This is a genomic window from Streptomyces sp. NBC_01465, assembly GCF_036227325.1.
Taxonomy (GTDB): Bacteria; Actinomycetota; Actinomycetes; order Streptomycetales; family Streptomycetaceae; genus Streptomyces.
Window position 1 is genome coordinate 751,412 of sequence record NZ_CP109467.1, and the last position, 18,231, is coordinate 769,642.

Genomic DNA, 18,231 nt, shown 5'->3' on the forward strand with positions numbered 1-18,231 from the left:
CCCGCAATACCGGCGACAGCTAGACGAAACATCGTGTGAACACGTGTCGTATAAACTCCGCGAACGAGCCTGAGAGTTGGCGCCCCGGCCCACGCACCCGGCCCCCCTCCGGCCCCGCAAGCTGACATCGCCGTCCGCACCGCCCATGCGTCACCGTGTCTCCGAAAAGTGAGAGGCGACTCATCATGCCGCTGCATGTCCCCCCGGCTCCCGCGCCCGCCCTGCGCAGTGTCCTCGTAGCACTCGGCTCCCCCACCGCCGTACGCGAGGCCCGCACCCCTGCCCTCCGCTCCGCCACCGGTCCCCTGACCCCCGAACTCCCCCTCCCGGTCCACGTACTGGACCGGATCGTGCCGGGCAGCCGGCCACCCCGCACCCGCCTGACCGGCTGGCGTTTCCTGATCCGCAGCGGCGACCGTGCCGTGGCGGCGGCGGAGACGACCCTCACGCCGGACGGCTGGACCTTCTCCCACTTCTTCGAGGGCCCCTACATCGCCTCCACGGAGCACGCCCTGCGCCAGGCCGAGGCGATGAAGACGCACTTCCAGCCGCGCCTGCTGTCCATCCCCGAGCTCTACATGCTGGCGCTCTGGCTGCACGGCGACTGCGAGGCCGACCCCGCGGACTCCATGCCCGCCCCCACCGACCTCCTGGTGCCGCTCGCTCCCGCGCCGCCCGGCATCGCCGCCCACCGCCCGCGCCGGGTCGCCGACCTGCTGCCCGTGATGACGCTGCGCCTGACGCCACCGCTCCTGACCACCCGCGTCTGATCCACCGACCGCCCCATCCGGACTAGCCCGTACCGGCCACCCCGAACCACCCGAAGGGACAGTGCAGTTGAGCTGAACCGTCCGCACGGGTGATGCGTCATGGAGTAGTAGGAAGTGCTGCCGCGAAATCCCTGCGGATTGACGTCCGTGGGGCAACACTGGGAACGGACCGATGAAACCGGGGGGCGGCCATGAACACGAGTTCGAGCCGCAGGACAGTCAGCGCACTCACTACGACACAGCGAAAGAACGCATCCATGTGCCAGCACGAGCCACCCTGCCCGACAGCCGCCTCCGCCGACCGGGAGGCCGCGCTCCTCGTGGCACACCACCCGGAGCAGGGCTGGAGCCTGCTGTGCAACGGCGTCCTCCTCTTCGAGGACACCGGCGAGCTGCTGCCGGACGGACGGATCATCGCACCGCACCGTCCCCTGGGCGTGGGACAGGTGGTGGCCGCCGCCTAGCGGCGCAGGTACGACGAAGGGGCCGGCCCGGGTGACATCCCCGGAACCGGCCCCTCTTGTGTCTGTCAGTTGTCGTACTCGTCCAGCGGCGGGCAGGAGCAGACGAGGTTACGGTCCCCGAAAGCCCCGTCGATCCGGCGCACCGGCGGCCAGTACTTGTCCGCGGCCGAGACTCCGGCCGGGAAGACCGCCTCTTCGCGGCTGTACGGGTGGTCCCATGCGCCACCGAGTGCGCTCGCGGTGTGCGGGGCGTTGCTCAGCGGGTTGTCGTCCACCGGCCACTCGCCCGACGCCACCCGCTCGATCTCGCCGCGGATCGCGATCATCGTGTCGCAGAACCGGTCGAGCTCGTGGAGGTTCTCGCTCTCGGTGGGCTCGATCATCAGCGTCCCGGCCACCGGGAACGACATCGTCGGCGCGTGGAAGCCGTAGTCGATCAGACGCTTGGCGATGTCGTCGATGCTGACGCCTGTCGCCTTCGACAGCGGCCGCATGTCGACGATGCACTCGTGCGCGACCAGCCCGTTGGGGCCGGTGTAGAGCACCGGGTAGTGCGGCTCGAGCCGCTTGGCGATGTAGTTGGCCGCGAGCACCGCGACCTGCGTCGCACGCTTCAGTCCCTCGCCGCCCATGAGGCGTACGTACGCCCACGAGATCGGCAGGATCCCCGCGGAGCCCCACGGAGCGGCCGAGATCGGCCCGACGCCCGTCTCGGGGCCCGCGGTCGGCTGGAGCGGGTGGTTGGGCAGGTACGGCGCCAGGTGTGCGCGCACACCGACCGGACCGACGCCCGGGCCGCCGCCGCCGTGCGGGATGCAGAAGGTCTTGTGCAGGTTCAGGTGCGAGACGTCGCCGCCGAACTTGCCCGGCTTGGCCAGACCGACCAGCGCGTTGAGGTTGGCGCCGTCGACGTAGACCTGGCCGCCCGCCTCGTGCACCTCGGCGCAGATGTCGGCGACGTGCGCCTCGAAGACGCCGTGGGTGGACGGGTAGGTGATCATGAGCACCGACAGCTCGTCGCGGTACTGCTCGATCTTGGCGCGCAGGTCCGCGACGTCGACCTCGCCGTCGTCCGCGGTCTTCACCACGACGACCTTCATGCCGGCCATCACGGCGCTGGCCGCGTTCGTGCCGTGCGCGGAGGAAGGGATGAGGCAGACGGTGCGCTGCAGGTCGCCGTTGGCCCGGTGGTACGCACGGACGGCCAGGAGCCCCGCGAGCTCGCCCTGCGAACCGGCGTTGGGCTGCAGGGAGACCTTGTCGTACCCGGTGACCTCGGCGAGCCGGTCCTCCAGCTCATGGATGAGCGTCAGGTACCCGGCGGCCTGGTCGACCGGCGCGAACGGGTGCATCGCCCCGAACTCGGGCCAGGTGACCGGCTCCATCTCGGTGGTCGCGTTCAGCTTCATGGTGCAGGAGCCGAGCGGGATCATGCCCCGGTCCAGCGCGTAGTCGCGGTCGGCGAGCTTGCGCAGGTAGCGGAGCATCGCGGTCTCGGAGCGGTGCTGGTGGAACACCGGGTGGGTGAGCACCTCGTCGTCGCGCAGCAGCGCACCGGGCAGTGCGTCGTCGGTCTGCGCGTCGAGCGCCTCGACATCGCCCTCGGCCCCGAAAGCGGCCCAGACGGCGGCCAGTTGGACGCGTGTGGTGGTCTCGTCGCAGGCGACGGAGACATGGTCGGCGTCGACCTGGTGGAGGTTGACGCCCCGCTCACGGGCGGCGGCGACGACCTCGGCGGCCCGCCCCTGGGCCCGTACGGTCAGGGTGTCGAAGTAGCTGCCGTGCACGACCTCGACGCCCGAGGCCCGCAGCCCCTCGGCCAGGATCGCGGCGTAACGGTGGGTGCGCCGGGCAATGTCCCGCAGACCGTCGGGGCCGTGGTAGACGGCGTACATGCCGGCCATGACGGCGAGCAGCACCTGGGCGGTGCAGATGTTGCTGGTGGCCTTCTCCCGGCGGATGTGCTGCTCGCGGGTCTGCAGGGCCAGCCGGTACGCCTTGTTGCCGTCGGCGTCGACGGAGACCCCGACCAGCCGGCCCGGCAGGCTGCGCGCGAACTTCTCGCGTACGGCCATGAACCCGGCGTGCGGACCACCGAAGCCCATCGGCACCCCGAACCGCTGGGTGGTGCCCACCGCGATGTCCGCACCGAGCTCGCCGGGCGAGGTGAGCAGCGTCAGCGCCAGCAGATCGGCGGCGACGGTGACGATCGCGCCGAGCTCGTGGGCCTGCTCGATGACGGGCTTGAGGTCCCGTACGCGACCGGAGGCGCCCGGGTACTGCAGCAGCACTCCGAAGACACCGCGCTCGGCGACCTCGGCGGGGATGCCCTCGCTCAGGTCGGCGACGACGACCTCGACACCGGTCGGCTCGGCGCGCGTCTCGATGACGGCGACGGTCTGCGGAAGTGTGTCGGAGTCGATCAGGAAGACCCCGTTCTTGACCTTGCCCACCCGCCGCGCGAGCGACATGGCCTCGGCGGCCGCGGTGCCCTCGTCGAGCAGCGAGGCACCCGAGGTGGGCAGACCGGTCAGATCGGCAACGACGGTCTGGAAGTTGAGCAGCGCCTCGAGACGGCCCTGAGAGATCTCCGGCTGGTAGGGCGTGTACGCCGTGTACCAGGCCGGGTTCTCCATGACGTTGCGCAGGATCACCGGCGGCGTGAAGGTGCCGTAGTAACCGAGCCCGATCATCGGCGAAAGGACCTGGTTGCGGTCGGCGAGGACACGCAGCTCGGCGAGGACCTCGGCCTCGGTCCGCGCGTCGGGAAGCTGCAGCGCCCCGGCGCTCTTGATCACCTCGGGCACCGCGGCGGCGGTCAGCTCGTCCAGGGAGCCGTAGCCGACCTGGGCGAGCATCTTGGCCTGCGCCCCGGCATCGGGCCCGATGTGGCGCTGCTCGAAGGGGATGCCACGCTCCAGCTGGGAGAGCGGAATGCGGTTGGCGGTCATGGCGGAGGCCTCCTGGTCGACGCGACCTGCGAGGGGCACCACGGCGCGGGTGCCCGAACGGCCTCCCCCTCTGTCATCTCAACCTGAGAGTTTCACCGGCCCGCACAAGGCGCACCGGCTTTCACCGTCGGTGAGGGAGAGCTCCGGAACGTGCCCGCCCGACGCCCGCCCTGCTTTCCAGAGTGACCTCGTCCACGCGGTACGTGTGCCTGAGAGATTCCGGGGAGGATTTGCTCCTTCGGCGCCCCCGGACGATCTCCGTCGGAGGACTCTCCCGCGCGGGGTCAGCAGCCGTGCGCCAGCCTACCAGCGCACCGGACCACCAGGTCTTCGAGTGGACGGCATCCCAGATCTGCACTTTTGTAGTGTTTACAGAGCAGTTGCGACCAGTTGGAGGGACCGTGCAGACCGACATCGATCCGCGCAGCCTGATCGGCCGCAAGGCATTCGACCGCAATGGCACCAAGATCGGCACGGTCGACGAGGTGTACCTCGACGACGCCACCGGCGTCCCGGAGTGGGCAGCCGTCCGCACCGGCCTCTTCAGCAGGGACGCCTTCGTCCCCCTGGAGCCGAGCGAACTCGTCGACGACACCCTTCGAGTTCCCTTCGAGCGATCCTTGATCAAAGATGCCCCGGACTTCGGGGTGGGTCGCCATCTCTCCCCCGAGCAGGAGCTCCAGCTCTACCACCACTACGGACTCGACGTCTCGGCCCCCGCCTCTGCCCCGGACCGCGACTTCGGCCGGCTCGCGGGCGACAACGACTGACCGTCCCCAGCCCCGTCCGCATCCCCGGTCCGTACGAGCGGCAACGGCTGCGACAGCTCGAGCCCGGGATCGTCCACCCGGAACGTCCGCACCCGCCCCGGCACCACCGACCAGGGTTCCTCGAACCGGACCGTGACCCGCCCCACCCCGCTCCCCTGGACCCACCCCGCTCCGAATTCGGCATGGTGTACGTCATGACCCGCCGGCCAGCGCCGCTCGGCCGGCGGCACGCTCTCCTCCTCCACCGGCGCCGCTCCGTCCTCCCGCGGCGCCACCTCCTCCGCGTCCTCCTCCAGCGCGGCCCGCTCGGTGGCGGCCTGCGCGAAGAGATCCTCCTGGGTGTAGTCGGCCAGACCCGTGACACCCACGCCGAGGAGCCGCACACCGCCCGTGGTGTCCACCGACTCCAGCAGCCGCCCTGCGGCCTCCCGCACCACCGCGGGGTCGTCGGTGGGCCCGCGCAGCGTCTCGGACCGGGTCAGCGTCGAGAAGTCGTACCGCCGCACCTTGAGCACAACGGTCCTCCCCGACCTCCCGGCGCCCCGCAGCCGCTCCACACACCGCACGGCGAGCCGGTCCACCTCAGTCCTGACCCGCACCCGGTCGTGCAGATCCACATCGAAGGTGTCCTCGACCGACACCGATTTGGTGTCCCGCTCGGCCACCACGGGCCGCTCGTCGTGCCCGACGGCCATCCGGTACAGCGAGGCGCCGTGCGACTTCCCCAGCAGCCGTACGAGCTCGTCCTCGCCCGCCGTGGCGAGATCGGAGACGATCGCCATCCCTGCCCGCCGCAGATGGTCCTCGGTGGCGGGCCCCACGCCGGGAAGCGTCCGTACGGTCATCGGCGCAAGCAGCTCACGCTCGGTCCCGGGCTCGATCAGCACGAGCCCGTCCGGCTTGGCCTGCTCAGACGCGATCTTGGCCAGCATCTTGGACCCGGCGAGCCCCACCGATCCGGTGAGGCCGGTGACCGCCAGAATGTCCTTCCGCAGCTGCTCACCGACCGCCCGCGCGGACCCCGAGTCGTCGGCGGCCCCGCCGGCCTCCAGATCCACGAAGGCCTCGTCCAGGCTGAGCGGCTCTATCAGCGGCGACAACTGCGCCAGCAGCTCCATGACCTGGTTGCTCACGTCGCGATACAACGAGAACCGCGGCACCAGATAGGCGGCGTTGGGACAGAGCCGCCGCGCCTGCGCCATGGGCATCGCCGACCCCACCCCGAAGCGCCGCGCCTCGTACGAAGCGGTGGAGACCACCCCGCGCGGCCCCAGCCCGCCCACCACCACCGGTTTCCCGCGCAGACTCGGCTTCGCCGCCTGCTCTGCGGCGGCGAAGAAGGCATCCATGTCCAGATGCAGGATGGTGGGCGCGGCTCTCACATCACCGATGCTGCCCTACGCCACTGACAATCGGCCGCCGGCGGCGCCCCGGCCGCTCAGACGGCGCGGTTGCGCCGCCTGGCCAGCTCGTCGGAGGGGTTGTGCCCGACCAGCGTCTCGCCGGTGTCGACCCGCTCCCCGTGCAGCTGGGAGAGCGCGCTCTCCACGTCCCGCCACACCACGCCCACAGCGATGCCGAAGACCCCCTGGCCGCCCTGGAGCAGATTGACGACCTCGTCGGGCGAGGTGCACTCGTACACCGTCGCGCCGTCGCTCATCAACGTCATCCGCTCGAGATCGACAAAACCACGGTCCCGCAGATGCTGGACCGTGGTGCGGATGTTCTGCAGTGCGACCCCCGTGTCGAGGAATCGCTTCACGATCTTCAGAACGACGACATCCCTGAAGCTGTAGAGCCGCTGGGTGCCCGACCCGTACGCGGGCCGAACGCTCGGCTCCACGAGGCCCGTGCGCGCCCAGTAGTCGAGCTGCCGATAGGTGATGCCCGCCGCCGCACAAGCGGTCGGCCCCCGGTATCCGACCGTGTCGGCCACATGTTCGACCGCTCCGCCGTGATGCGGATACGGCCCGCCCGCCGCCGTACCGTCAACGCTGCTGCTCACGACGACCTCCGTCCTTGACCTGCCTTCTCGACGGTAGGCAGTCACCCGGGGTGCGTCAACGATCGCCACACTCGGCACGCCGAGTGATAATCACCCTGAGAGTGGTTTCCCGTGCCCCTCTTCGGGGAAAGGCTACTCGAATGTGCTGACGGGACCCTGCCGGAACGTCACTGGCTGTTGGTCCCGAAGTCCTCGGGCGAGATCTGGTCGAGGAACTCGCGGAACTTCTCCACCTCGTCCTCCTGCTCGTCGGGGATCGCGATTCCCGCGTCGTCGAGCACCCCGTCACTGCCGTAGATCGGCGTGCCGGTGCGCAGCGCGAGCGCTATGGCGTCGGACGGCCGCGCACTCACCTCGACCCCACTGGCGAAGACCAGCTCCGCATAGAAGACACCGTCACGCAGATCCGTGATGCGGACCTCGGTGAGTTCCTGGCCGACCGCTTCCAGGACATCCTTGAAGAGGTCGTGCGTCAGCGGCCTCGCGGGCGCCATCCCCTGCTGTGCGAAGGCGATCGCGGTCGCCTCCCCCGGTCCGATCCAGATGGGGAGGTACCGATCGCCTCCCACTTCACGCAGGAGAACGATCGGCTGGTTGGAGGGCATTTCCACCCGGACACCCACAACGTCGAGCTCGTTCACACAGCAACCCTAGGACGTGCCCGGCACCTTTGGGTAGTCGGGCTCCCCCATACTCAGCTCAACCGGACGCCGAGAGCCGTCTGCACCAGTGCCGCATGGAGCCGGACGGACAGCGTGGCGAGCTCCCTGGCAGTCGTCTCGGCATGCGCTCTGGTCTGCGGATTGCGGTGACGGCGCAGTGGTGCGACCACCTGCTCCACCAGCCCGGCCTCACGGTCGGCCGCCGCCTTCATGGCGCGCAGATGACGGGGCTCGAGGCCGAATCGCCCCAGATCCGCCACAAGTCGCGCCACATTCACGGCCTCCGCGTCATAGCCACCCTCGGCCACGGGCTCGATGAGGCCGTACGACTCCCACTCGTCGAGCTCCTCCTCGCTGACCTCGGCAGCGGCGAGAAGCACGTCCCGCCCGATACGGGCAGCCGTGGCACGCTCCGCCTCGGGACCCTCCTGCACGGCGTCCGGGGAGGGCAGTTGAACCTGCTCGCCGCGTTCCAGCGCATCGAGGTGGTCGCGGATGACCCGCAGCGGCAGATAGTGGTCCCGCTGCATCCGCAGCACCTGGGCAAGCCGCTCCACGTCGCCCACGCTGAACTTGCGGTAGCCCGACGGAGTGCGCTGCGGTTCGACGAGTCCCTCGGCCTCCAGGAAGCGGATCTTGGAGATCGTCACTTCGGGGAACTCTTCGCGCAGTATGTTCAGGACGGTTCCGATACTCACCGGACGGCCGCCCGCAGGGGCGGTGCCGTCACCGGCACCGCCCGTCGTTGAGTGCAGCATGGACCTTCCCTGGGGGGTCACACGCCCCGCTGGCTCGCGTAGAAGACCAGCCGGTACTTGCCAATCTGGACCTCGTCACCATTCGCCAGTGCAACGGAATCGATGCGCTCGCGATTCACATAGGTGCCGTTGAGGCTGCCCACGTCCGCGACAGTGAAGCCGCCGTCGGCGCTGCGCCGGAACTCCACGTGGCGGCGCGACACCGTGACGTCGTCGAGGAAGATGTCGCTCTGCGGATGACGGCCGGCCGTGGTCAGCTCGCCGTCGAGCAGGAAGCGGCTGCCCGAGTTCGGTCCACGGCGGACCACCAGGAGCGCCGAACCGAGCGGAAGGGCGTCGACCGCGGCCTGGGCCTCGGGCGACAGCGACGGAGTGGCGGTCTGGCCGGTCGCCTCCGCCTCGTAGGCCTCCAGCCCCGAGATGGAGATGGTCGACGTCGTTTCCGAAGGCCGCTCGGGCACCGCCCCCGCCCGCAGCGGAGCGCCACAGTTGGAGCAGAACCGACTGGCCTCGGCGTTCCGATGCCCGCACCTCGTACAAACCGGCATGGACGAATCCTCCTGCGATGGGTCCCCGAAACCTATGCGGCCTTGACCGGCAGGGTCAACAGACGGCGCGCCCGGAATGTCGCCGCCGGTACCGGCCACCTCATCGCGGAAGAGCGGGCGTTCCCCTGCCTGCTCCTCACCCTGGCCATGCCGCGGGGCACGGTGCCGGGCGGTGGCGTTGCCACTGTCCTCGCGTGCGCTCTTGCCGAACAACTTCGCAAACAACTTCACGGGCGATTCCCCTTGACCGAAACAGACCCGCCCGTGGGGCAGGACGAACCCTGAACGAACACACCTGCCGAACCTGACATCCACACAACGTGCGTATCCACCCGACAGTTTCCACCACGCACCCTGTTTGGGGTGCGGCGACCCCCCGCAACCTCATGCCCTGGTCCCACGGCCCCCATGCACCCCCGTCTCACTGCGATGACGACTGAGCGTAGTCAGGCCGCTTCGCCGGTCGCAAGGCGTCCACGACGATCTTCTCAACTCGTGTCACCGTGGCGGTGGCCTGCTCTTTCTCCAGAGTCTGCACGACACCGCCCGGGATGTTGAGCGCCGGCTCCAGATCCTCCGGCTTCCCGATCACCTTGAAGGTGTACGGCGCGCTGATCTTCTGACTGTCCACCCGGATGCCGTCGTCGTCCGAGAAGTAGGTGTCCCCCACCACCCTGACGTCATTGATCTGGATGGCCTCCGCGCCTGCCGCACGCAACTCCTGGATGGTGTCGAGCAGCATGTCGGCCTGCACCGCCTTGTGCGGGTCCTGGATCGTCAGAGTGATCCCGGGGCCTTGTGCCGCCACCGTCCCCGCCAGGATGCCGAGCTGGCGCGCCTTCTCCTGCGTCTGCTTCCGCGCCTCTTCCGCCTGGTCCGAGCTGCTCTCCAGCTCGGTCCGCTGACCCTCGAGGCGCTGCTTCTCGTCCTCGAGCCGCTGGGTCCTGTTGTCGAGTTCGTCGAGGATGCGCACCAGGTCCTCCTGGCGGGCACCTCGCAGCGCACTGTTGTCGCTCGTGGAACGGACCTGAATGGCGAGTCCGAGACCGAGTACGAACAGCAGGACAGCGACGATGAGTTGTGCACGCGTGAGCCGCGGCGGCCACAGCCCCGCGGCCAGCCGCTGCCGGCCCGTCTGCTGAACCGGTTCGGTCCGCTCTTCTTCGGTCCGTCCCTCTTCGGGAAGCTCTTCGTTGCTCATCGGCCTCAAGCCCGGAAGACGTGCCGGCGGATGGCCGCGGCGTTCGAGAAGATCCTGATGCCCAGCACGACCACGACGCCCGTGGACAGCTGCGCGCCGACGCCCAGCTTGTCGCCCAGGAACACGATCAGCGCCGCGACCACGACGTTCGAGAGGAAGGAGACGACGAAGACCTTGTCGACGAAGATGCCGTCGAGCATGGCCCTCAGGCCCCCGAACACCGCGTCCAGCGCGGCCACGACCGCGATCGGCAGATAGGGCTCGACCACCGCCGGCACCTCGGGCCGGACAAACAGTCCGACCACGACTCCCACCACGAGGCCCAGTACGGCGATCACGATGTGCCCTTCCCTGTGTTGGCCGACGCGGCGGCCGCTGGCTGTGCTGTACGTACGATCAGGCTCGGGGCGGCAGGCAGCCGCACCTCGTCCTGGTCGGAAATGCTGCTGCGGATCGAGTAGTTCTCCTGCAGCACGTGCAGGTACTGTCCGTCGGCACTGTCCTGGAACGCGGTGCTCAGCCGCTTCCCGTCCCCCACCGCGAGCACCGTGTAGGGCGGCACGAGCGGCCTGTTGTCCACCAGTATGGCGTCGCCCGCCGCCCGGATCGCCGAGAGCGCCGTCAGACGCTGCCCGTTGATGGCGATCGCCTCGGCACCGGACTGCCACAGACCGTTGACGACCCGCTGCATGTCCCTGTCCCGTACGCGGCCGGTGTCGGAGAAGCCGGTGCTCTCGCGCGGTCCGCCGCCGCCCTGGTCGGTGTCCTTCGCGTCGTCCACGACAAGCTTCACACCCGGCCCGTGCACCTCCGTGGCGCCGGAGAGCAGGGCCACCAGTTCGCCCTGGTCCCCGCCGTGCTGTTCAAGGGCCTTGCGCTGGCGCTCGCTCACCTCGTCCCGGAGAGCGTCCACCTTCTCCTGCGCCTTGTCGGCCGCCGAGGTCTCCGACTCGACCCGGTCGATGAGCTCCTGGCGTTCCTTTGCCACTACCGGGGCGGTGACCCGGGCCTGTGCCGCGCCCACGGTGACGACCGCTGCGGCAAGTACCAGTCCGGCGGCAAGTCCCAGCTTTGCGCGCAGAGTTCGGGGCATCCCCGCACGGCCCTCGGCTGCCTGCCGGGCCGTCGCCTCCGCATACCCGTCGTCCAGGCTGTGGTCCATCACGTTGGTCAGCAGCGACATCGACGCATCGGGGCGTGCGGGCGGAGTGCTTGTGCTCCGAATGGGGGGCTGCTGCGGCATGCCGCACATCGTCGCACGTCGGAGCGTCAGGTACCGAATGGCCCCACCGGTGTGCCGGACGGTGTACGCCTACACCGTCCGGCACACCGCCATCGCCTAGTGACCTGCGCTGTCGACGACCGCCGACCACTCGTCGAGCAGCGCCTGGGCGGAGGCATCGTCCGGCCCTTCGGCCCACAGATGAGTGACGGCTTCCGCCGGATCGGGCAGCACCATCACCCAGCGGCCATCCGTCTCCACCACCCGCACGCCGTCGGTCGTGTCCACGGACCGGTCGGAGGCAGCCTCCACCACGCGGCGCATGACGAGCCCCTTGACCGCCCACGGAGTGGCAAGATCCCTGCGGAGCACATGCGCACGCGGAATCCGTGCGTCGATCTGGCTCAGGGTGAGCTGCGTACGGGCCACCAGACCGATCAGCCTGACAAACGCGGCCGAGCCGTCGAAGACACTGCTGAACTCCGGAATGATGAAGCCGCCACGCCCGTCCCCACCGAAGATGGTCGTCTCCTCGCGGCCCACCCGGGTCAGATCGTCCGGTGACGTGGTGGTCCACTCCACCTGTGTCCCGTGATACGCCGCAACCTGCTCGGCGATCCGCGTGGTGGTGACCGGCAGCGCCACTCGCCCGCTGCGCCGCTCGGCCGCGACGAGGTCGAGCATCACGAGAAGGGCCCGGTCGTCCTCCACGATCCGCCCTCGCTCGTCCACCAGGGACAGGCGCTCGCCCACCGGGTCGAACCGCACCCCGAACGCGGCCCGGGCCGAGGCGACGATCTCCCCGAGTCTCACCAGCCCGGATCGCCTGGTGTCGGCCGTCTCCGTCGGCCTGGACTCGTCGAGACCCGGATTGATGGTCAGCGCGTCGACGCCCAGCCGCCCCAGCAGGCTGGGCAGAACCAGACCCGCGCTGCCGTTGGACGCATCGACGACCACTTTCAGCCCGGCCTCGGCAATGCCCGTGGTGTCCACATCACGGAGCAGGGAACCGGTGTACGAGTCGAAGACGCTGGACGGGAAGTGCAGATCCCCGATCTCCCCGGGAAACGCACGCCGGTACTCCTGCCGCGCGTACACCCGGTCCAGCTTGCGCTGGCCCCCCTGCGAGAGATCGGCTCCCCGTTCGTCGAAGAACATGATGTCGACGGAGTCGGGTACACCGGGAGAGGTCCGGATCATGATTCCCCCGGCGCTGCCCCGCGCCGTCTGCTGCCGCGCCACCGGCAGGGGTACGTTCTCCAGATCGCGTACGTCGATCGCGCTCGCCTGCAGCGCCGAGATCACGGCCCGCTTCAGCGCACGCGCACCGCGCGAGTGGTCGCGCGCCGTGGTGACGGTGGACCCCTTCTTCAGCGTAGTCGCGTAGGCGCCGGCCAGCCGTACCGCCAGCTCCGGCGTGATCTCCACATTGAGGATCCCGGAGACTCCACGAGCGCCGAACAGATGCGCCTGTCCCCGGGACTCCCAGATGACGGACGTGTTGACGAAGGCGCCGGCCTCGATGGTCTTGAACGGGTAGACCCGCACATTGCCCTGAACAATCGATTCCTCGCCGACCAGGCATTCGTCGCCGATGACGGCGCCGTCCTCGATCCGGGCCGCACGCATGATGTCGGTGTTCTTGCCGATCACACAGCCACGCAGATTGCAGTGCTGACCGATGTAGACGTTGTCGTGAACCACGGCCTTGTGCAGAAAGGCCCCGCTCTTCACCACGACGTTGGAACCGACGACCGTGTGCTCGCGGATCTCCACGTCGGCCTCGACCTTGGCGTAATCACCGATGTACAGCGGACCGCGCAGCACGGCATCCGGGTGGACCTCCGCACCCTCGGCGACCCAGACGCCCGGCGAGATCTCAAAGCCGTCGATGTCGACGTCGACCTTGCCCTCGAGAACGTCGGCCTGAGCCTTGACGTAACTCTCGTGCGTTCCCACGTCCTCCCAGTAGCCCTCGGCGACATAGCCGTAGATCGGCTTGCCTTCCTTCATGAGCTGCGGAAAGACATCGCCGGACCAGTCGACGGACGCATCGGCCTCGACGTAGTCGAAGACCTCGGGCTCCATGACGTAGATGCCCGTGTTCACGGTGTCCGAGAAGACCTGGCCCCAGGTGGGCTTCTCCAGGAAACGCTCGACCTTGCCATCCTCGTCGACGATGGTGATACCGAATTCCAGCGGATTAGGTACCCGTGTCAGGCAGACGGTGACGAGTCCGCCCTTTTCCTTGTGGAAAGCAATGAGATCGGTCAGATCAAAATCGGTGAGCGCATCACCGGAGATGACGAGAAAAGTGTCGTCCTTCAGCGCCTCCTCGGCGTTCTTCACGCTGCCGGCAGTGCCGAGTGGCTTCTCCTCATTGGCATAGGTGAGCTCCATCCCGAGCTCTTCGCCGTCGCCGAAGTAGTTCTTCACGAGCGAGGCGAGGAACTGCACGGTTACGACGGTCTCGTTGAGCCCATGCCGCTTGAGCAGACGCAGCACATGCTCCATGATCGGCCGATTGGCCACCGGCAGGAGCGGCTTGGGCATGCTCGAGGTCATTGGGCGAAGGCGAGTGCCTTCGCCACCAGCCATCACGACGGCTTTCATGTCGGAAGCGTCCTCCTAGAGAGACGACGGGGGTCAGCCGACTTCACCCGTCCTGAAGAGCCTCTCAGGCATCATGCGCACACCGGCAACACCGCACGGCACCGCATCGACGAGCTCAATCGGCTACTGCGTCCGCCCTGACAAGCCGGCGGACCTGTACTACGTAGAGGATCCCTGCCCACCAATACAGAGTTGTACCCCAAATAGCGAACGCCCATCCGAAAACTGCCCCGAGGGACGCCAGCCACCCATGACCGTCGCTGAGCAGGAGCAACGGGAAGGCATACATCAGGTTGAAGGTGGCCGCCTTGCCCAGGAAGTTCACCTGCGGCGGCGGATAGCCGTGCCTCCGGAGGATTCCCACCATCACCAGAAGCATCAGCTCACGAGCCAATAGCGCACCGGTCAGCCAGAGTGGCAGGATGTCGCGCCAGGTCAGACCGACCAGAGTGGAGAGAATGTAGAGCCGGTCCGCAGCGGGGTCGAGAAGGCGCCCCAGGTTGCTGATCTGGTTCCACCGCCTGGCCAGCTTCCCGTCCAGGTAGTCGCTGATGCCGCTGAGCATCAGTACGAGCAATGCCCAGCCGTCACTCTTCGGCCCGCCGAACTCAGGGCGGAGAATCAGCCACAGGAAGACGGGCACGCCAAGAAGGCGAGCCATGCTGAGGATGTTGGGGATGGTGAGGACCCGGTCCGTCTGAACTCGGGTCTCCTGGACCTCCACCCGGGGGCCTCCTGTGAGGAACGTGCCAACGATGCCCCCTGACCTTACCCTCAGCCGCGGCCGACAGGTACACAGGGGGTTCCCACCGGCCGGCACCGGCCCCGGAACGCAGAAAACCCCCGCACCAAAAGGTGCGGGGGTTTCCCATCTAAAAGAAGTTCGGCGGCGTCCTACTCTCCCACAGGGTCCCCCCTGCAGTACCATCGGCGCTGAAAGGCTTAGCTTCCGGGTTCGGAATGTAACCGGGCGTTTCCCTAACGCTATGACCACCGAAACACTATGAAATTGAACCACCGGATATGGACACGGTTGTTCGTTATTTCAGAACTAACACAGTGGACGCGAGCAACTGAGGACAAGCCCTCGGCCTATTAGTACCAGTCAGCTCCACCCGTTACCGGGCTTCCACATCTGGCCTATCAACCCAGTCGTCTACTGGGAGCCTTAACCCCTCAAAGGGGGTGGGAATACTCATCTCGAAGCAGGCTTCCCGCTTAGATGCTTTCAGCGGTTATCCTTTCCGAACGTAGCCAACCAGCCATGCCCTTGGCAGGACAACTGGCACACCAGAGGTTCGTCCGTCCCGGTCCTCTCGTACTAGGGACAGCCCTTCTCAATATTCCTACGCGCACAGAGGATAGGGACCGAACTGTCTCACGACGTTCTAAACCCAGCTCGCGTACCGCTTTAATGGGCGAACAGCCCAACCCTTGGGACCGACTCCAGCCCCAGGATGCGACGAGCCGACATCGAGGTGCCAAACCATCCCGTCGATATGGACTCTTGGGGAAGATCAGCCTGTTATCCCCGGGGTACCTTTTATCCGTTGAGCGACAGCGCTTCCACAAGCCACTGCCGGATCACTAGTCCCGACTTTCGTCCCTGCTCGACCCGTCGGTCTCACAGTCAAGCTCCCTTGTGCACTTACACTCAACACCTGATTGCCAACCAGGCTGAGGGAACCTTTGGGCGCCTCCGTTACTCTTTAGGAGGCAACCGCCCCAGTTAAACTACCCATCAGACACTGTCCCTGATCCGGATCACGGACCGAGGTTAGACATCCAGCACGACCAGAGTGGTATTTCAACGGCGACTCCACCATGACTGGCGTCACAGCTTCAAAGTCTCCCACCTATCCTACACAAGCCGAACCGAACACCAATATCAAACTGTAGTAAAGGTCCCGGGGTCTTTCCGTCCTTCTGCGCGAAACGAGCATCTTTACTCGTAGTGCAATTTCACCGGGCCTATGGTTGAGACAGTCGAGAAGTCGTTACGCCATTCGTGCAGGTCGGAACTTACCCGACAAGGAATTTCGCTACCTTAGGATGGTTATAGTTACCACCGCCGTTTACTGGCGCTTAAGTTCTCAGCTTCGCAACCCCGAAAGGTCACTAACCGGTCCCCTTAACGTTCCAGCACCGGGCAGGCGTCAGTCCGTATACATCGCCTTACGGCTTCGCACGGACCTGTGTTTTTAGTAAACAGTCGCTTCTCGCTGGTCTCTGCGGCCACCCCCAGCTCAGGAAGCAAGTTCCTTCACCGGTGATGGCCCCCCTTCTCCCGAAGTTACGGGGGCATTTTGCCGAGTTCCTTAACCATAGTTCACCCGAACGCCTCGGTATTCTCTACCTGACCACCTGAGTCGGTTTAGGGTACGGGCCGCCATGAAACTCGCTAGAGGCTTTTCTCGACAGCATAGGATCATCCACTTCACCACAATCGGCTCGGCATCAGGTCTCAGCCTTAATGTGTGACGGATTTGCCTATCACACGGCCTACACCCTTACCCCGGGACAACCACCGCCCGGGCTGGACTACCTTCCTGCGTCACCCCATCGCTTACCTACTACCACCTTGGGTCACCGGCTCCACCACTTCCCTCAACTCCGAAGAGATCGGGACGGCTTCACGGGCTTAGCATTAATGGGCTCAGTATTGGGCGTTTCAAAGCGGGTACCGGAATATCAACCGGTTGTCCATCGACTACGCCTGTCGGCCTCGCCTTAGGTCCCGACTTACCCTGGGCAGATCAGCTTGACCCAGGAACCCTTAGTCAATCGGCGCACACGTTTCTCACGTGTGTATCGCTACTCATGCCTGCATTCTCACTCGTGAACCGTCCACCACTGCCTTCCGGCGCGGCTTCACCCGGCACACGACGCTCCCCTACCCATCCCAGCCCCCGTTGGGGGTATGTGCTGGAATGACACGACTTCGGCGGTACGCTTGAGCCCCGCTACATTGTCGGCGCGGAATCACTTGACCAGTGAGCTATTACGCACTCTTTCAAGGGTGGCTGCTTCTAAGCCAACCTCCTGGTTGTCTCTGCGACTCCACATCCTTTCCCACTTAGCGTACGCTTAGGGGCCTTAGTCGATGCTCTGGGCTGTTTCCCTCTCGACCATGGAGCTTATCCCCCACAGTCTCACTGCCGTGCTCTCACTTACCGGCATTCGGAGTTTGGCTAAGGTCAGTAACCCGGTAGGGCCCATCGCCTATCCAGTGCTCTACCTCCGGCAAGAAACACACGACGCTGCACCTAAATGCATTTCGGGGAGAACCAGCTATCACGGAGTTTGATTGGCCTTTCACCCCTAACCACAGGTCATCCCCCAGGTTTTCAACCCTGGTGGGTTCGGTCCTCCACGACCTCTTACAGCCGCTTCAACCTGCCCATGGCTAGATCACTCCGCTTCGGGTCTAGAGCGTGCAACTCAATCGCCCTATTCGGACTCGCTTTCGCTACGGCTTCCCCACACGGGTTAACCTCGCTACACACCGCTAACTCGCAGGCTCATTCTTCAAAAGGCACGCAGTCACGACCCATTGAGTAAACTCAATGAGCGACGCTCCCACGGCTTGTAGGCACACGGTTTCAGGTACTATTTCACTCCGCTCCCGCGGTACTTTTCACCATTCCCTCACGGTACTATCCGCTATCGGTCACCAGGGAATATTTAGGCTTAGCGGGTGGTCCCGCCAGATTCACACGGGATTTCTCGGGCCCCGTGCTACTTGGGTGTCTCTCAAACGAGCCGTTGATGTTTCAGCTACGGGGGTCTTACCCTCTACGCCGGACCTTTCGCATGTCCTTCGCCTACATCAACGGTTTCTGACTCGTCTCACAGCCGGCAGACTGTGAAAGAGAGATCCCACAACCCCGCATGCGCAACCCCTGCCGGGTATCACACGCATACGGTTTGGCCTCATCCGGTTTCGCTCGCCACTACTCCCGGAATCACGGTTGTTTTCTCTTCCTGAGGGTACTGAGATGTTTCACTTCCCCTCGTTCCCTCCACATACCCTATGTGTTCAGGTATGGGTGACAGCCCATGACGACTGCCGGGTTTCCCCATTCGGAAACCCCCGGATCAAAGCCTGGTTGACGGCTCCCCGGGGACTATCGTGGCCTCCCACGTCCTTCATCGGTTCCTGGTGCCAAGGCATCCACCGTGCGCCCTTAAAAACTTGGCCACAGATGCTCGCGTCCACTGTGCAGTTCTCAAACAACGACCAACCACCCATCACCCCGCTGAGTTC

Annotated in this window: 14 protein-coding genes, 2 rRNA genes and 1 riboswitch; of the genes, 3 read left to right on the forward strand and 13 right to left on the reverse strand. The window is 66.3% G+C overall.

What is annotated here, in order from left to right; translation table 11 throughout:
* The first annotated feature begins 185 nt into the window (after nt 1-185).
* Together OG707_RS03290 and OG707_RS03295 are read left to right on the forward strand one after the other, a co-directional pair.
* Complete coding sequence (locus OG707_RS03290; protein ID WP_329114127.1) at nt 186-770, forward strand: hypothetical protein; 585 nt, start codon at nt 186-188, stop codon at nt 768-770.
* A 257-nt stretch (nt 771-1,027) separates the two neighbouring features.
* Entirely contained in the window at nt 1,028-1,234 is a 207-nt protein-coding gene (locus tag OG707_RS03295) for a DUF5999 family protein (protein WP_329114129.1), read from the forward strand.
* A 65-nt stretch (nt 1,235-1,299) separates the two neighbouring features.
* Here OG707_RS03295 and gcvP read toward each other — a convergent pair whose 3' ends face one another.
* Nucleotides 1,300-4,185: an aminomethyl-transferring glycine dehydrogenase gene (gene gcvP / locus OG707_RS03300; protein WP_329114131.1), complete on the reverse strand. Its 2,886-nt coding sequence runs from the start codon at nt 4,183-4,185 to the stop codon at nt 1,300-1,302.
* Nucleotides 4,186-4,372: 187 nt separating this feature from the next.
* A riboswitch (glycine riboswitch) is annotated at nt 4,373-4,472 on the reverse strand.
* Nucleotides 4,473-4,586: 114 nt separating this feature from the next.
* Here gcvP and OG707_RS03305 point away from each other — a divergent pair.
* Nucleotides 4,587-4,955 (forward strand): PRC-barrel domain-containing protein, encoded by a 369-nt coding sequence (locus OG707_RS03305; protein WP_329114133.1) that lies wholly within the window; start codon nt 4,587-4,589, stop codon nt 4,953-4,955.
* On the opposite strand, the gene OG707_RS03310 is transcribed toward OG707_RS03305, so the two are convergent.
* The 12 genes from OG707_RS03310 to OG707_RS03365 all read right to left on the reverse strand — a co-directional run bounded on the left by OG707_RS03310 (nt 4,880) and on the right by OG707_RS03365 (nt 18,165).
* Complete coding sequence (locus OG707_RS03310; RefSeq protein ID WP_329114135.1) at nt 4,880-6,337, reverse strand: DNA polymerase IV; 1,458 nt, start codon at nt 6,335-6,337, stop codon at nt 4,880-4,882. The two genes, OG707_RS03305 and OG707_RS03310, sit on opposite strands and share 76 nt — an antisense overlap.
* A gap of 56 nt (nt 6,338-6,393) precedes the next feature.
* Nucleotides 6,394-6,960 (reverse strand): MerR family transcriptional regulator, encoded by a 567-nt coding sequence (locus tag OG707_RS03315; RefSeq protein WP_443071259.1) that lies wholly within the window; start codon nt 6,958-6,960, stop codon nt 6,394-6,396.
* A 167-nt stretch (nt 6,961-7,127) separates the two neighbouring features.
* The gene (locus tag OG707_RS03320; RefSeq protein ID WP_033327106.1) at nt 7,128-7,601 is read right to left on the reverse strand and encodes a bifunctional nuclease family protein; all 474 of its coding nucleotides are present in this window, start codon (nt 7,599-7,601) and stop codon (nt 7,128-7,130) included.
* Nucleotides 7,602-7,654: 53 nt separating this feature from the next.
* Nucleotides 7,655-8,380 carry a transcriptional regulator FtsR gene (gene ftsR, locus OG707_RS03325; protein WP_329114137.1) on the reverse strand — a complete coding sequence of 242 codons (726 nt, stop codon included), beginning with the start codon at nt 8,378-8,380 and terminating at the stop codon, nt 7,655-7,657.
* A gap of 17 nt (nt 8,381-8,397) precedes the next feature.
* Nucleotides 8,398-9,159 (reverse strand): FHA domain-containing protein, encoded by a 762-nt coding sequence (locus OG707_RS03330; protein ID WP_329114139.1) that lies wholly within the window; start codon nt 9,157-9,159, stop codon nt 8,398-8,400.
* A gap of 190 nt (nt 9,160-9,349) precedes the next feature.
* Nucleotides 9,350-10,129, reverse strand: a complete 780-nt coding sequence (locus OG707_RS03335) for a DUF881 domain-containing protein (protein WP_329114141.1) — start codon at nt 10,127-10,129, stop codon at nt 9,350-9,352.
* 5 nt (nt 10,130-10,134) lie between these two features.
* Nucleotides 10,135-10,467, reverse strand: coding sequence for a small basic family protein (locus tag OG707_RS03340; protein ID WP_031069011.1), 333 nt, complete (start codon nt 10,465-10,467; stop codon nt 10,135-10,137).
* Nucleotides 10,464-11,372 carry a DUF881 domain-containing protein gene (locus tag OG707_RS03345; RefSeq protein WP_329114143.1) on the reverse strand — a complete coding sequence of 303 codons (909 nt, stop codon included), beginning with the start codon at nt 11,370-11,372 and terminating at the stop codon, nt 10,464-10,466. Before OG707_RS03345 ends, OG707_RS03340 begins: the two co-directional genes overlap by 4 nt.
* Nucleotides 11,373-11,468: 96 nt before the next feature.
* A complete protein-coding gene (locus OG707_RS03350) occupies nt 11,469-13,964 on the reverse strand; it encodes a mannose-1-phosphate guanyltransferase (protein ID WP_329114146.1) in 2,496 nt (831 codons plus the stop codon).
* A 115-nt stretch (nt 13,965-14,079) separates the two neighbouring features.
* A complete protein-coding gene (locus OG707_RS03355) occupies nt 14,080-14,688 on the reverse strand; it encodes a CDP-alcohol phosphatidyltransferase family protein (RefSeq protein ID WP_329114148.1) in 609 nt (202 codons plus the stop codon).
* 157 nt (nt 14,689-14,845) lie between these two features.
* Nucleotides 14,846-14,962: ribosomal RNA gene (gene rrf / locus OG707_RS03360) — 5S ribosomal RNA — on the reverse strand.
* Between the two features lie 77 nt (nt 14,963-15,039).
* A 23S ribosomal RNA gene (locus OG707_RS03365) occupies nt 15,040-18,165 on the reverse strand.
* Nucleotides 18,166-18,231 lie beyond the last annotated feature (66 nt).

Coding starts and splice junctions, on each gene's coding strand:
- OG707_RS03290 (WP_329114127.1), top strand. CDS start 186: ATGCCGCTGCATGTCCCCCCGGCTCCCGCGCCCGCCCTGCGCAGTGTC.
- OG707_RS03295 (WP_329114129.1), top strand. CDS start 1,028: ATGTGCCAGCACGAGCCACCCTGCCCGACAGCCGCCTCCGCCGACCGG.
- gcvP (WP_329114131.1), bottom strand. CDS start 4,185: ATGACCGCCAACCGCATTCCGCTCTCCCAGCTGGAGCGTGGCATCCCC.
- ftsR (WP_329114137.1), bottom strand. CDS start 8,380: ATGCTGCACTCAACGACGGGCGGTGCCGGTGACGGCACCGCCCCTGCG.
- OG707_RS03335 (WP_329114141.1), bottom strand. CDS start 10,129: ATGAGCAACGAAGAGCTTCCCGAAGAGGGACGGACCGAAGAAGAGCGG.
- OG707_RS03345 (WP_329114143.1), bottom strand. CDS start 11,372: ATGCCGCAGCAGCCCCCCATTCGGAGCACAAGCACTCCGCCCGCACGC.
- OG707_RS03350 (WP_329114146.1), bottom strand. CDS start 13,964: ATGAAAGCCGTCGTGATGGCTGGTGGCGAAGGCACTCGCCTTCGCCCA.